The organism is Brevundimonas sp. GW821-FHT12E07, from assembly GCF_058807035.1.
In genome coordinates, this window is sequence record NZ_JBXAQH010000002.1 from 437,619 (window position 1) to 451,319 (window position 13,701).

The following is a 13,701-nucleotide window of genomic DNA, read 5'->3' on the forward strand; positions in this document are numbered from 1 at the left end:
AACGGCGGGCTCTACGCTGTTACTCAGTGGCCGCCGCGATGGTCGCCGTGGCCGTCGTGGTCGCGACCATGGTCGCCGCCGCGCGGACCGTGACCGCCGCGATCATGGCCGCGATGGTGGTGGTCGCCGTAGTCGTCATAGGCGCAGGCCGCAGTACCGAGCGCCAAGGCGCCGAGCACGGCGAGAATCGCCATCTTGCCGGGTTTGAAGTGCGTCATCTCGGATGTCTCCCGAACGCCCCCGCGTCGGGATCAGTAATGCACGCCGGCGGACATTCGCCAACCGGCGTTCACCTTAAATTTCAGACATCTTCCTGCAGCAGGTCGTCGCGATAGGCCTCGACCCAGACGTTGCGGAAGCGGCGGCTGCGTTCGGCGTGATAGATGTGGGCGAGCTCGGCGTAGGAGCGGTCGAAGTCGTCGTTGACGAAGACGTAGTCGAACACGTCCGAGTGCTCGATCTCGCCCTTGGCATTGCGGATGCGGCGCTCGATGACGTCGTCGGCGTCCTGGGAGCGGGTCACCAGACGGCGGCGCAGCTCTTCCAGGCTCGGCGGCAGGATGAAGACGCGCACGGCGTCGCCCGGGCATTTCTCGGCGATCTGGGCGGCGCCCTGCCAGTCGATGTCGAACAGGACGTCCCGGCCCTCGGACAGGGCCTTGTCGATCGGCGCGCGCGGCGAGCCGTAGCGGCTGCCGTGGACGTCGGCCCACTCCAGGAAGGCATCCTGATCGATCAGGGTCTGGAACTCTTCCGGCGAGACGAAGTGATAGTCGCGGTCGGCGACCTCGCCCGGGCGGATGCCGCGCGTAGTCATGGAGATCGACAGTTCCAGATTGCCGTGGTCGGCCATCAGTCGGCGGCACAGGGAGGTCTTGCCGGCGCCCGAGGGGCTGGCCACGATCAGGAGGACGCCCCGGCGCGGCGTGCGGTCATTCGACATTTTGGACTTGTTCTCGGAGTTGCTCGATCACCGCCTTCAGATCGAGTCCGATAGCGGTGAGCGGCGTCGTAGCCGATTTCGAGCACAGTGTGTTCGCTTCGCGCATGAATTCCTGCATCAGGAAGTCGAGTTTTCGTCCGGCGGGCGGTTGCCGCAACAGGGTGCGGGCCGAGGCGACGTGGGCGGTCAGCCGATCCAGCTCCTCACGAACGTCGGCCTTGGTGGCCAGGGCGGCGGCTTCCAGCACGATCCGGTCGTCGAGACCGGGCGCGTCGGGCGCCAGTTCGGCCATGCGGCGGGCGAAGCGGTCGCGGATATGATCGGTCTGGGCCTGGGCCTCGCCCCCGGCGCGGGTGACCAGAGCTTCAATGGCGTCGATGAAGTCGCTGATGACGGGCGTCAGCTGGGCCCCTTCGCGTTCACGCGAGACCTTCAGCGCATCGAGCGTCTCGGCGACGGTCGCGGCCATGGCGGCCTCGATGGCGGCCTTGGCCTCGGTATCCGCATCCTCCTCGGGCGTGTCCAGCACGCCGCGCAGGGCCAGCAGGCCGTCGGCCGAGGGCGGGGTCGCCCCCTCCATGGTCAACTGGTTGGCCAGCTCCAGATAGCGGTTCAGCACCGCCTCGTTGACCTTGAGCGCCGCCGCCCCGGCTTGCGCCTGCTTCGCCTGGACCCCGACGGTGACCTGACCACGGTTCAGCCGCTCCTGCGCCGCCGTCTTGGTCAGGCGTTCGAGGTTGTCGAAGCCGTTGGGGCCGCGGAAGCGGACCTCCAGATTGCGGCCGTTGACCGAGCGCGCCTCGACACTCCAGCTCCAGCCGTCCAGCGCGCCGTCGGCCCGACCGAAGCCGGTCATGCCCGAGATTTGGCCGCTCATCGCGGGTCGGCCGTGGCGGGACGCAGGGGGCGGGACGGCGTCAGGGTTCCGGGCGGCTGCATGGTGATGACGGCCTCTCCGGTCAGGGGCTGGTCCGTTGGCGCCGTGCCGGGAGCCAGAGCCCCGGGGGCGGCGGGCGGAGTCGCGCCGGGCGGAAGGCCGGCCTTCCGTCGCTCGATCTCCCTCCAACGCGCCACATTGACCAGATGTTGCTCATAGGTGCTGGCGAAGACGTGGCCGCCCGTGCCGTCGGCGACGAAGAACAGGTCGTTCGAACGCGGCGGATTGAGCACGGCAGCGATGGCGTCCTTGCCCGGGTTTGCGATGGGCGTCGGCGGCAAGCCGTCGATCAGATAGGTGTTGTAGCCCGTGTCGGCCTGGAGCTCGGACTGGCGGATGCCGCGTCCCAGAGGCCGTCCGTGGGTGATGCCGTAGACGATGGTCGGGTCGCTCTCGAGCCGCACGCCCATGCGCAGCCGGTTGGAGAAGACCGCCGCCACGCGCGGGCGCTCGGCCGCCAGACCGGTCTCCTTCTCGACCACCGAGGCCAGGATGACGGCCTCCTCGGGCGAACGCACGACCGTCGCCGGGCTGCGCGAGGCCCACAGGCGGGCCAGGTTTTCGGTCATGGCGCGCTGCATGCGGGCGATCACCGAGGCGCGGGTCTCGCCGCGCGAAACCTCATAGGTGTCGGGCCACAGCGAGCCTTCGGCGGGCGGCGTCTCGACCGTCCCGGTCAGGACGTCTTCCTTGTTCAGGATGTCCACGGCCTGCAGCGAAGACCAGCCCTCGGGGATGGTGACGTAGTGGCGCACGACGCGGCCGTCGGTCAGCAGCCGCAGCACCGAGCGCAGCGAGGCCTTCGTCGGCACCTGGTATTCGCCCGCCCGCAGCTTGCGGTCCGCCCCGGTCAGGGTGGCGGCGGCCTTGAACATGTCCGTCGAACGGATGACGCCCGCACTCTTCAGCTGGGCCGCGATGGCCGAGACGCCCGATCCGCTGGGCAGGGAGACGACGGTCGCCTCCCCCGCCCGCGCCGAAGGTCCGGGCGCGTAATAGACGCTCCAGGCCCAGACCAGGGCCGCGATCAGAAACAGGCTGAACGTCGCCGACGCCGCCAGCAGGGCCGCGACCGTGCCCGAGCGCTTGCCGCGCAGGACGGGCCTGGGCCCCTTCACCGGCCCCTTGATGGGTCCCCCCGAACCCTTGAGCACTAGGCCACCTTCTTGAAGATGACCGTGGCGTTGGTGCCGCCGAAGCCGAAGCTGTTGGACATGGCCACATCGATCTCCATCGGTTTGCCCTTGTGTGGCACGAGATCGATGGCGGTTTCGTGTTCCGGATCATCGAGGTTGATGGTCGGCGGGGCGATCTGGTCGCGCATGGCCAGCAGGCAGAAGATCGCCTCGATGGCCCCGGCGGCGCCCAGCAGGTGGCCCGTCATCGACTTGGTCGAGGACATGGCGAGGTTCTTCGCGTGGTCGCCGACGACCTTCTCAACCGCACGTAGCTCGATCCAGTCGGCCATGGTCGAGGTGCCGTGTGCGTTGACGTAGTCGATGTCCGAGACGTCGATCCCGGCGCGCTTGATGGCGGCCTTCATGGCGCGCACGGCGCCGTCGCCGTCCTCGGACGGGGCGGTGATATGATAGGCGTCGCCCGACATGCCGTAGCCGATGACCTCGCCGTAGATCTTGGCGCCGCGCGCCTTGGCGTGTTCGTACTCTTCCAGCACCACGACCCCGGCGCCCTCGCCCATGATGAAGCCGGCATGGCCCCGGTCATAGGGGCGCGAGGCGGCCTCGGGCGTATCGTTGTAGGCCGTACACAGGGCCTTGCAGGCCAGGAAGCCGGCGATGCCGATCGGCACGATGGAGCTCTCGGCCCCGCCCGCCAGCATCACGTCAGCATCGCCCAGGGCGACCATCCGGGCCGCGTCGCCGATGGCGTGGGCGCCGGTGGCGCAGGCGGTGACGGGAGCGTGGTTGGGGCCCTTGAGCCCGTGGCGGATCGAGACCTGGCCCGAGACCAGATTGATCAGGGCCGAGGGGATGAAGAACGGGCTGACCCGGCGCACGCCCTGTTCCTTCAGGACGATGGCCGTCTCGGCGATGGGACCCAGGCCACCGATGCCGGAGCCGATCATGACGCCGGTGGCTTCCTTGTCCTCGTCCGTCTCCGGATGCCAGTTCGCGTCGTTCAGCGCCTCGTCGGCGGCGGCGATGCCGAACAGGATGAAGTCGTCGACGCGCTTGCGGTCCTTGGCGGACATGACCTTGTCGGGATCGAAGCTGCCCGGCGCGTCGGGCGAGCCGCCGCCTCGCCCGTCGACCGATGGCACTTCGCCGGCGATGGTGCAGCCATAGCCTTCGGTGTCGAAGGCCGTGATCTGGCCGATGCCCGACTTGCCTTCGATGATACCCTTCCAGGTATGTTCGACGCCCCAGCCCAGGGGGGTGACCAGTCCAAGGCCGGTGACGACAACGCGGCGCATGCCCTGCGCTCCATGACTGTTGAGACTCAAGCCGTAAATCATAGTGAGCGCGGGCCCGACTCGCTAGGGCGAGCGCCGATCGGCCTTTCGTCCAAACGAAAACGGCCGCCCGCGCTCCGCTGGGAGCATCGGGCGGCCGTATCTGTCGTCCATGCCCCTTTCGGGGTCAGGACGCCGGGCTTAGCCGGCGGTCTTTTCCGAGATGAACTTCACGGCGTCACCGACGGTCTGGATGTGCTCGGCGGCGTCATCCGGGATCTCGATGTCGAATTCTTCCTCGAAGGCCATGACCAGTTCGACGTTGTCGAGCGAATCGGCGCCCAGGTCGTCGATGAAGCTGGCCTTTTCGGTGACCTTGTCCGGATCGGCGTCCAGGTGGTCGATGACGATCTTGCGGACGCGTTCCAGGGTGTCGGACATGGGTGTCTCTGCCTTATGAGGCCGCGAGAAGCGGCTGTTGTCTCAAATCCTGCCGTCTCACGACGGCGACGCTTGTGCAAGACCCTAACGGGCCACACGGCAAGCGGTTGCGCCGCCCTTTAGCACAGCCGCACAGGCTGGAAAGGGGCGATTACATCGTTTGATCGGTCAGATCATCGCCATCCCGCCGTTCACGTGCAGGGTCTGGCCCGTGACATAGGCGGCTTCGTCGGAGGCCAGATAGACGGCGGCGGCGGCGATCTCGTCGCCCAGACCCAGCCGGCCCATCGGGATGTTCTTCATGATGGCGTCCTTCTGGGCATCGTTCAGGACGTCGGTCATCGGCGAGGCGATGAAGCCCGGCGCGATACAGTTGACCGTGATGCCGCGCGAGCCGACCTCCTGGGCCAGCGACTTGGAGAAGCCGATCATCCCGGCCTTGGACGCCGCATAGTTGGTCTGGCCCGGATTGCCGGTGACGCCGACGACCGAGGTCACGCCGATGATGCGACCGGCGCGGCGCTTCATCATCCCCTTCATCGCGGCGCGCGACAGGCGGAAATAGCTTTCCAGATTGATGGTCAGGACGGACTGGAAGTCCTCGTCCTTCATCCGCATCAGCAGGCCGTCCTTGGTGATGCCGGCGTTGGCCACCAGGATGTCCAGCGGCGCGCCCGCGGCTGTCTCGGCGGCGTTGACCAGATTGTCGACCGACTCGGGGTCCGACAGGTTGGCGGTGGCGAAGTGGGCGCGCTCGCCCAGCTCCTTGGCCAGATCGGCCAGCACTGCCTCGCGCGTACCCGACAGGACGACGGTGGCGCCTTGCGCATGCAGGGCGCGCGCGACGGCCCCGCCGATACCGCCGGTGGCGCCGGTGACGAGGGCGGTCTTGCCGGTGAGATTGAACATTAGTCGCCTCGCTTGGCTGTGGAATCGAAGGGGTGGTGTCGGCTCAGGTCGAGCCCGCACTTGGTACAAACGCGAACGGGCCAGAGGTTATTCTGAAAGAACCCGTTTCTCGAATAGGCGCTGCGGCCGCATCGCGGACATCGGAGCAGCAACAGCGACCCAAGACCGAGAACCAGAAAATAAGGCAGGACCAACCAGCCGGGAGTGGAAAGGTGAACACCCAGCCCGTTCTGCAAGACCCAGTCTGTAAACGTCCCGAGAACGAGCGCACCGACCAATACGAGTAGCCGGCCGGGCACCATGAACCAGCCCCAGAAATGGACGCTTGGCCACTTCATCAGCCTACTCTAGCGACTTCGCGAACGCCTCAAGCTCTTCGGGCGTGTTCAGCGCCACCGCATCCGCGTCGGGCGCGATACGCTTGGCCATGCCGGTCAGGACCTTGCCCGAGCCGATCTCGGCGAAGCGGGTCACGCCGCCCTCGCCCGCCATCCACATCATGCTCTCGCGCCAGCGCACGCGGCCGGTGACCTGTTCGACCAGCAGGCGGCGGACCATCTCCGGATCGGTGACCGGACCGGCGGTGACATTGGCGACGACCGGCACGGCCGGGGCCAGGATGGTCGCGGTGGCGAGTGCGGTGGCCATCTCGTCGGCGGCGGGCTGCATCAGGGGGCAGTGGAAGGGCGCCGAGACGTTCAGCGGGATGGCCCGCGCGCCCAGCTCCTTGGCCTTCTCGATGGCGCGGTCGACCGCGGCCCTGTCGCCCGAGATGACGATGTTGCCCGCGTTGTTGTCATTGGCGACAACGCAGATCCCGACTTCCGAACCGGCCTTCGCGGCCTCTTCGGCGAGGGCCAGATCCGTCTTGGGTCCGATCAGGGAGGCCATGGCCCCCTGCCCCACCGGCACGGCGCGCTGCATGGCCTGGCCGCGCAGTTTCAGCAGGCGGGCAGTGTCGGCCAGCGAGATCGCGCCCACGCCGCACAGGGCCGAATATTCGCCCAGCGAGTGGCCGGCGACGAAGCTCGCGGCGGTGACGTCCACCCCGAACTCGGCCTTCAGCGCCCGCACCGCCGCCACCGACACGGCCATCAGGGCCGGCTGGGCGTTTTCGGTCAGGGTCAGCTGGTCCTCGGGGCCCTCGCGCATCAGCTGCGACAGGTTCTGGCCCAAAGCCTCGTCGATCTCCGCATAGACGTCGCGCGCGCTGGCGAAGGCGTCGGCCAGGGCCGCGCCCATGCCGACCGACTGGCTGCCTTGTCCGGGGAACAGGAGGGCGAGGGTCATTGAACCGTCCATAGGGCCGTTGAATCAGGAGCGGAGGCGTAGGCCGAACGTTCCCTGAGGGCAAGCGGAAGGCCCGATATCGCCTCGGTTGCACAACGGCCTGAATGAAGCCGCAGGTCCGACACAATGCCCCTCCAGCGTCACCATACTGAAACGGCGTTCGGGGGGAACGGGCCTTGGTTTTCAATCCGCTAGAGGCGCGTCCTGTCCGTTCGGGGCGGCGAAGTCCGTCCATCGCCTTCTGGGCCTTCGGGGTCGCGGCGGCGTTCAGCGCCGACCCGGCCTTCGCCCTCGACGACGAAGAGCCCCAGACGGCGTCCGCCCCGGCCGAGGCCGCCGCGGACGACAGGATCACTCCCTATGCGGCGGACTTCTTCGCCGAGTTCCGGCCGGTCACGGCCCTGGACATGATCTATCGCATCCCGGGCTTCCAGTTCGACGGCGGGACCTCGGCGCGAGGCATGGCGGGGACGCAGGGCAATGTCCTGATCGACGGCGACCGGCCACCGACGCGCAGCGACACCCTCTACTCCATCCTCTCCCGCATCCCGGCCTCCCAGGTGTTGCGCATCGAACTGGTCCGCGGCGGCGCGGGCGGGATCGACATGCAGGGCAAGGCCGTGGTCGCCAATGTCATCCGCAAGCCCGATGCGGGCCTCAGCGGCGCCGTCTCGGTCGGGACCAATCTGGTCTCGACCGGCGACATCCAGCCCAACCTCTATCTGCAGGTCCAGCAACAGCGCGGCGGCCGCTCGCTGGAAGGGTCGCTGCAGCTCTATCACGGCCCGGGCGCCCAGAACGGCTATCGCATTCGCACCGCGCCGGACGGAACGGTCCTGCTGCGCGCTTTGTCCACGGGCGACTATCTCTTTGATCAGGCCGAAGCGACCGGGGTCTATGAGGGGCCGCTGGCGGGCGGCCGGCTGCGCGCCAACGGCCTGTTCAGCTACAACGGCTCCGACTACGCCTTCGCCGACCTGCTGGTCATTCCCTTCGGCCGCGAGGGCTCGGTCAGCCGGGACGAGCAGTGGAAGGGCGAGATGGCCTTGCGCTGGACCCGCAGCCTGCCGCGCGGCGCGACGCTGGAGCTGGTGGGCTCCCAACAGCTGATCCACGCGACCTCGGACGGCCGCTACGACACGCCGGACTTCACCTCCCTGAGCCTGTCGGGCGAGGACAAGGGCGAAAGCATCCTCAACGGCTCGATCAAGTTCGCGGCCCTGAACACGCCCATGGGCGCCTGGAGCTTCGAAACCGGGTCGGAAGCGGCGCTCAACTGGGTGGAATCCGACACCGCCTACCGCTTCAACGACAGCCCCCTGCTGCTGCCCGGCGACGACACCCGGGTGGAGGAGCTGAGGTCCGAGAGCTTCATCACCGGCGTCTGGGCCGCCCGACCGAACCTCAGCGTCGAGACCACCCTGCGCTACGAGGCGTCGCGCATCACAGCCACCGGCAACGCCGGCGAGGGCGAGACCACGCTCAGCTTCCTCAAGCCTCGCCTGAACCTCGGCTGGACGCCGAAGCCGGGCCATCAGTGGAACTTCAAGGCCGAGCGCAACGCCGAACAGCTGTCCTTCGGCGCCTTCCAGGCCTCGGCCTCGTTCAGCACCGGTGTGTTCGGGCGCGGCAACCCCGATATCCGCCCGGCCCAGACCTGGCTCGCCCAGGCCCGCTACGAACGCGTCTACGACAAACAGGGCGCCTTCACAGCCGAGCTGACGCATGAGTGGATCGACGACGTTCTGGGTTCGGTGATCGTCACCGAGATCCCGCCCGGCGAGACCGACCCGGTCACCTTCACCATCACGCGCAACGTGGGCGACGCGACGCGCGACACCCTGAAGCTGACCAACCGTCTGCCGCTGGACCGGTTCGGCTGGACGGGCGGCACGTTCAACGCCTCGGCGACCTGGAGGCGGTCCCGGACGCGCGATCCCATCACCTTCGAGGACCGCCGCCTGAGCGGCGAGCAGCCGTTTCTCTGGAGCCTCAGCCTCGGCCGCAACCTGACCGTCCAGCGTGTCAGCTGGACCATCGGCGCCTCCAGCGGCGGCGAAGGCCGGTCCTATGGCGCGCGCACCCTCTCCTTCTGGCGGTCCGACCCTTACGTCTATGGCAGCTTCAGCTACCGGCCCGACGACACGCTCAGCCTCAGCGGCGACCTGACGGTGAGCCAGCCCAGCGAGAGCCGTTTCCGCCTGTTCGACGGCGTGCGCGGGTCCAGCCTCGTCAGCTATGACGAGGTCAATTTCAGCCAGGGCCAGATCCAGGCCACGGTCAGCCTGCGCCGCAGCTTCTGAGGCGTTTCGCCCGTCAGCGCCGACAGTCCTTGCCGGATCGCCGGTTTTCCCCTATACGCGCCCGCTTTCCAGGGCTTCGGTCCTGATGCGGAACGCCAAAGGGTTCGGGAAGTCATCCCGGCCGCCGCTTCAGGAGCCATCGCAGGCGCGACTTACCCGGTCCGTCGGCGCCGACGCCCCACAAGGGAGACTGACGAATGGCTCTTTACGAGCACACGGTCATGACGCGCCAGGATATCAGCGCGCAACAGGCCGAAGCCCTCAACGACACGATCAAGGACCTCATCGTCGCCGGCGGCGGCACCGTGGCCAAGATCGAATACTGGGGCCTGCGCAACCTGACCTACCGGGTCAAGAAGAACCGCAAGGCGCACTATTCCCTGCTCGCCATCGACACGCCTCCGGCCGCCATGGCCGAAGTCGAGCGTCAGCTGGGCATCAACGAAGACGTGCTGCGCTGGCTGACCGTCCGCGTCGAGGAACTCGACCTGGAACTGTCGCCGCTGCTGGCCCGCCGCGAGCGCGAACGTGAACGCGACCGCGAGCGTCCGGCGCGTGAAGACGCCGTCGAAGCGTAAGGATCAGATCACATGACCGATACCACCGCTCCCCGTAACGTCCCGGGCACGCCCGCGGGCTCCGGCGCCGCCGGCCGCCGTCCGTTCTATCGTCGCCGCAAGGTTTGCCCGTTCTCGGGCGAAGGCGCGCCGAAGATCGACTACAAGGATGTGAAGCTGCTGCAGCGTTACATCTCCGAACGCGGCAAGATCGTGCCCTCGCGCATCACCGCCGTTTCCCAGATCAAGCAACGCGAACTGGCCAAGGCCATCAAGCGCGCCCGCTATCTGGCCCTCCTGCCTTATGTGGTGAAGTAAGATGAAGGTCGTTCTGCTGGAACGCGTCGATAACCTCGGCGCCATCGGCGACGTCGTCACTGTCAAGGACGGCTTCGCCCGCAACTTCCTCCTGCCCCGCGACAAGGCGCTGCGCGCCACGTCGAAGAACCTGGAGAAGTTCGAACTCGACCGCGCCGCCATCGAGGCCCGCAACGAGAAGAACAAGGACGCCGCTCAGAAGATCGCCGACAAGATCGACGGTCAGTCCTACGTCATGATCCGCCAGGCCGGTGAAACCGGTCAGCTGTACGGATCGGTCGCCGGCCGCGACGTCGCCGAAGCCGTTCAGGCTGAAGGCGGCAAGATCGAGCGTTCGCAAGTCGTGCTGAACGTCGCGATCAAGTCGCTGGGCGTCCACGAGGTGCTGGTTCGCCTGCACCCCGAGGTCTCGGCCACGGTCAAGATCAACATCGCCCGCTCGGCCGAAGAAGCCGAACGTCAGGCGAAGGGCGAGGACGTGATCAAGTCGGCCTACGACGAAGATCGCGAACTGGCTGCCGAACAAGCCCGCGACATGGTCGAGGGCGGCGCCGGCCAACAGGACGGTCTCGGCTCCGAAGCCTGATCGACCTGACGATTGAGTGATCAGGGGCGCGTCCTTCGGGGCGCGCCCCTTTTCTTTGCCCGCTTTCCACGGACCGCCCGATCGGGGCCTATAACTTTGGTCCGAAAGGGAAAACTGCACAGCCAGGCGGCGCGGGCATTCTCGGCGCCCGATGCGTGTCATCGATATGTCAAAAATGCAACGTGGTGAACGCAAGCGGTTAAGGCGTGCTTGACCGCTTCCCGTCACGCAACCAGCTTGCTCTCAAGAGCGGCGTTTGGGGTGTTGCGGCAAGGATCTTGCGGCAACCTCCTCCGTAGACCGACCAATGGGAAACATCCCGGCCTTCCGCCGGATCCAGGGATCAGGCGATCATCCCCGGCGCTCACACGTCGGCCCTTTCCTCGGTTTCCAGGCGCACCCATGCACGCTCGTTCATCCCGCACTCTCCTTCTGGCTTTCGCCTCCGCCGGCGCTCTGCTGGCCTGCCCCCTCGTCGCCTCCGCCCAGACCGCGGCGCCACAGGACGAAGCCGCCACCGTCGAGGAGGTGGTCGTCACCGGGACCCGCGTGGCGGGCCGTTCGCGTCTCGACACCGTTGCGCCGGTCGATGTGATCTCGGGCGAAACCCTGCAGCGCTCGGGCACCGGCACCGAACTGGCCGCGTCCCTGGCCGCCGCCGCGCCGTCGATCAGCTTCCCGCGCCCGGCCATTTCGGACGGCTCCGACCACGTCCGTCCGGCGACCCTGCGCGGCCTGGCGCCCGACCAGACCCTGGTGCTGATCAACGGCATTCGCGGTCACATCGCGGCGCTGCTCAACGTCAACGGCGCGATCGGGCGCGGTTCGACGGCCTTCGACCTCAACACTGTTCCGACCGTGACCCTCGGCTCGACTGAAGTCCTTCGCGACGGCGCCTCTGCCCAGTACGGGTCCGAAGCCATCGCCGGCGTGATCAACCTGCGTCTTCGCGAGGCCAATCATGGCGGCGGCCTGACGCTGAACTACGGCATCTACGACACCGATTTCGATACGGCCCGCGGCTCGCACAGCCGGAGCGACGGCGAGACGACCTCGGTCGCCGGCTGGGTCGGTCTCCCCCTCGGCTCGGAAGGCTTCCTGACCGTCTCGGGCGAACTGCAGCAGCGCGATCCGACCAACCGTTCCGACTACGCGGCCCCGGCTGCCGTCAACGGCGGATCCTCGACCACGGTTCTGGCCCGCTTCGGCGATCCCAAGCTCAAGGCGGGTTCGATCTGGTACAACGCCGGCACGCCGCTGTCGGGGAGCTGGGAGGCCTACAGCTTCGGCGGCTACCAGCACCGCTATTCCCAGTCGGCCGCAACGGCGCGTCCGTACAATGACGCCCGAAACGTCCCCGCCATCTACCCGAACGGCTTCACCCCGGTGATCGGCGCCGAGATCGACGACTACAACCTCTACGGCGGGATCAAGGGCCAGGCAGGCGGCTTCGATGTGGATCTGTCGGTGGGCTGGGGCCGCAACGAGTTGGCCTACACCGTCCTGAACTCCCTCAACGCCTCCTACGGCGCCGCGTCCCAGACCTTCTTCCGCGCGGGCGGTCTCGACTACGACCAGCTGACCGTGGGCCTGGACGCGGTCAAGCCGCTCGAGCTCGGCCTCTATGAGCCGGTCAACCTCGCCATCGGCGCCGAATACCGCCGTGAAACCTTCGGCATGACGCCGGGCGAGGCCACCTCCTACAACAAGGGACCACTGAGCGCCGCCCTCGGCTCGCAGGGCTTCCCCGGATTCAGCCCGTCGACCGCCATCGACGTCGATCGCCACAACTGGGCGGTCTACGCCGACCTCGAAGGCAAGTTCACCGAACAGTTCACCCTGGGCGGCGCGGTCCGGTACGAAGACTATTCCGACTTCGGCGACACCCTGACGGGCAAGCTGTCGGCCCGCTACGACTTCACGCCCTTCTTCGCCGTGCGCGGCGCGATCTCGACCGGCTTCAAGGCCCCGGCCCTGCAGCAGCAGTACTTCAGCTACACCTCGACCAACCTTGTCGCCACGAGCGCCGGCACCTCGCTGATCGAGGCGGGCACCTTCCGCGTCAACTCGCCGACCGCCATCGCCCTGGGCGCCAAGCCGCTCGAACCCGAGATGTCGACCAACTTCTCGGGGGGTTTCGTGCTGCGCAAGGGCGGCTTCGAACTGACCGTCGACGCCTACCGCATCGATATCCAGGACCGCATCGTCTACTCCGAGAACCTGGGCGGCACCGGTTCGCGTGACGGTCAGTCGGCGGCCACGGCGGCGGCGATCAACACCTATCTGACCTCCGCCTTCGGCATCAGCGCGGCCCGCTTCTTCCTCAATGGCGTCGACACCTCGACCAGCGGCGTGGATGTCGTGGGTCGCTATCGGCTTCCCACCGACTCCCTCGGCCGTTTCGACTTCACGGTCGCCGCCAACTTCAACTCCACGGAGATCACCCGCACCCCGTCCAACCCGACCATCACCATTCCGGGCGGCGCGACGATCACCACGACCCCGGGCTTCCTGTTTGACCGGGCCAACGTCCTGGCCTTCGAGGAGGGCACGCCCGAGCAGAAGATCCTGGGCAGCGTCGACTGGACCTACGGCGACTTCGGTCTCACGGCCAAGGCGACCTATTACGACAGCGTCCTGATCGCCAATAACGCCTCGAGCCTCGACTATTCGACGGGCTACGCGACCTTGCTGGATCTGGAAGGCCGCTATCAGCTGCCGTGGGGCGTCGCCGCCGCCGTGGGGGTCAACAACCTGACTGACGAGTATCCGATCTTCACGCCGGCCGCGATCAACGGCACGACCGGGTCGGTGGGCTTCCCGCAATATTCGCCCTACGGCTTCAACGGCCGCTTCTTCTATGGCCGGCTGAGCTACAGCTTCTAGGGCCTTCCACAGGCCGGACGGACGCGGCGCGGGGAGGGATCCCCGCGCCGCTTTCATTTGGGCCGCTTCCGTTTCGGCGGTTTTCAGTCATCCTTTGGCCACCGCAGTCCCGCCAAGC

At 67.4% G+C, this 13,701-nt stretch carries 13 protein-coding genes; 5 read left to right on the forward strand and 8 right to left on the reverse strand.

The window, feature by feature from the left end; genetic code table 11:
• Nucleotides 1-23 precede the first annotated feature (23 nt).
• From AC1ROD_RS10265 to fabD, 8 genes are all read right to left on the reverse strand, one after another.
• Nucleotides 24-218 carry a hypothetical protein gene (locus AC1ROD_RS10265; RefSeq protein ID WP_492948145.1) on the reverse strand — a complete coding sequence of 65 codons (195 nt, stop codon included), beginning with the start codon at nt 216-218 and terminating at the stop codon, nt 24-26.
• An 83-nt stretch (nt 219-301) separates the two neighbouring features.
• A complete protein-coding gene (gmk, locus tag AC1ROD_RS10270) occupies nt 302-943 on the reverse strand; it encodes a guanylate kinase (RefSeq protein WP_492948146.1) in 642 nt (213 codons plus the stop codon).
• Nucleotides 933-1,820 (reverse strand): YicC/YloC family endoribonuclease, encoded by an 888-nt coding sequence (locus AC1ROD_RS10275; protein WP_492948147.1) that lies wholly within the window; start codon nt 1,818-1,820, stop codon nt 933-935. Before AC1ROD_RS10275 ends, gmk begins: the two co-directional genes overlap by 11 nt.
• Entirely contained in the window at nt 1,817-2,998 is a 1,182-nt protein-coding gene (gene mltG, locus AC1ROD_RS10280; protein WP_492948445.1) for an endolytic transglycosylase MltG, read from the reverse strand. The genes AC1ROD_RS10275 and mltG overlap by 4 nt, the downstream gene beginning before the upstream one ends.
• Nucleotides 2,999-3,033: 35 nt before the next feature.
• Nucleotides 3,034-4,314: a beta-ketoacyl-ACP synthase II gene (fabF, locus tag AC1ROD_RS10285; protein WP_492948148.1), complete on the reverse strand. Its 1,281-nt coding sequence runs from the start codon at nt 4,312-4,314 to the stop codon at nt 3,034-3,036.
• A 180-nt stretch (nt 4,315-4,494) separates the two neighbouring features.
• Nucleotides 4,495-4,734, reverse strand: coding sequence for an acyl carrier protein (locus tag AC1ROD_RS10290; protein WP_131249014.1), 240 nt, complete (start codon nt 4,732-4,734; stop codon nt 4,495-4,497).
• A 168-nt stretch (nt 4,735-4,902) separates the two neighbouring features.
• On the reverse strand, nt 4,903-5,643 hold the full coding sequence (gene fabG, locus AC1ROD_RS10295) for a 3-oxoacyl-[acyl-carrier-protein] reductase (protein WP_492948149.1): 741 nt from the start codon (nt 5,641-5,643) through the stop codon (nt 4,903-4,905).
• Nucleotides 5,644-5,985: 342 nt separating this feature from the next.
• Nucleotides 5,986-6,933: an ACP S-malonyltransferase gene (fabD, locus tag AC1ROD_RS10300; protein ID WP_492948150.1), complete on the reverse strand. Its 948-nt coding sequence runs from the start codon at nt 6,931-6,933 to the stop codon at nt 5,986-5,988.
• Between the two features lie 176 nt (nt 6,934-7,109).
• Between fabD and AC1ROD_RS10305 the strand changes: the two genes are divergently transcribed.
• The 5 genes from AC1ROD_RS10305 (at nt 7,110) to AC1ROD_RS10325 (ending at nt 13,583) form a co-directional block, all read left to right on the forward strand.
• Entirely contained in the window at nt 7,110-9,236 is a 2,127-nt protein-coding gene (locus tag AC1ROD_RS10305) for a TonB-dependent receptor plug domain-containing protein (protein WP_492948151.1), read from the forward strand.
• 197 nt (nt 9,237-9,433) lie between these two features.
• Nucleotides 9,434-9,814 (forward strand): 30S ribosomal protein S6, encoded by a 381-nt coding sequence (rpsF, locus tag AC1ROD_RS10310; RefSeq protein WP_207932219.1) that lies wholly within the window; start codon nt 9,434-9,436, stop codon nt 9,812-9,814.
• Between the two features lie 12 nt (nt 9,815-9,826).
• On the forward strand, nt 9,827-10,111 hold the full coding sequence (gene rpsR, locus AC1ROD_RS10315) for a 30S ribosomal protein S18 (protein WP_207932220.1): 285 nt from the start codon (nt 9,827-9,829) through the stop codon (nt 10,109-10,111).
• 1 nt (nt 10,112) lies between these two features.
• Nucleotides 10,113-10,697, forward strand: coding sequence for a 50S ribosomal protein L9 (rplI, locus tag AC1ROD_RS10320; protein ID WP_492948152.1), 585 nt, complete (start codon nt 10,113-10,115; stop codon nt 10,695-10,697).
• 402 nt (nt 10,698-11,099) lie between these two features.
• Nucleotides 11,100-13,583: a TonB-dependent receptor plug domain-containing protein gene (locus tag AC1ROD_RS10325; protein ID WP_492948153.1), complete on the forward strand. Its 2,484-nt coding sequence runs from the start codon at nt 11,100-11,102 to the stop codon at nt 13,581-13,583.
• The last annotated feature ends 118 nt before the right edge of the window (nt 13,584-13,701 follow it).

What these genes read in the sequence shown, in the direction of transcription:
- AC1ROD_RS10265 (WP_492948145.1), bottom strand. Translation starts at nt 218, where the DNA reads ATGACGCACTTCAAACCCGGCAAGATGGCGATTCTCGCCGTGCTCGGC.
- AC1ROD_RS10325 (WP_492948153.1), top strand. Translation starts at nt 11,100, where the DNA reads ATGCACGCTCGTTCATCCCGCACTCTCCTTCTGGCTTTCGCCTCCGCC.
- rpsR (WP_207932220.1), top strand. Translation starts at nt 9,827, where the DNA reads ATGACCGATACCACCGCTCCCCGTAACGTCCCGGGCACGCCCGCGGGC.
- gmk (WP_492948146.1), bottom strand. Translation starts at nt 943, where the DNA reads ATGTCGAATGACCGCACGCCGCGCCGGGGCGTCCTCCTGATCGTGGCC.
- AC1ROD_RS10275 (WP_492948147.1), bottom strand. Translation starts at nt 1,820, where the DNA reads ATGAGCGGCCAAATCTCGGGCATGACCGGCTTCGGTCGGGCCGACGGC.
- rplI (WP_492948152.1), top strand. Translation starts at nt 10,113, where the DNA reads ATGAAGGTCGTTCTGCTGGAACGCGTCGATAACCTCGGCGCCATCGGC.
- AC1ROD_RS10290 (WP_131249014.1), bottom strand. Translation starts at nt 4,734, where the DNA reads ATGTCCGACACCCTGGAACGCGTCCGCAAGATCGTCATCGACCACCTG.
- rpsF (WP_207932219.1), top strand. Translation starts at nt 9,434, where the DNA reads ATGGCTCTTTACGAGCACACGGTCATGACGCGCCAGGATATCAGCGCG.
- fabF (WP_492948148.1), bottom strand. Translation starts at nt 4,314, where the DNA reads ATGCGCCGCGTTGTCGTCACCGGCCTTGGACTGGTCACCCCCCTGGGC.
- fabG (WP_492948149.1), bottom strand. Translation starts at nt 5,643, where the DNA reads ATGTTCAATCTCACCGGCAAGACCGCCCTCGTCACCGGCGCCACCGGC.
- fabD (WP_492948150.1), bottom strand. Translation starts at nt 6,933, where the DNA reads ATGACCCTCGCCCTCCTGTTCCCCGGACAAGGCAGCCAGTCGGTCGGC.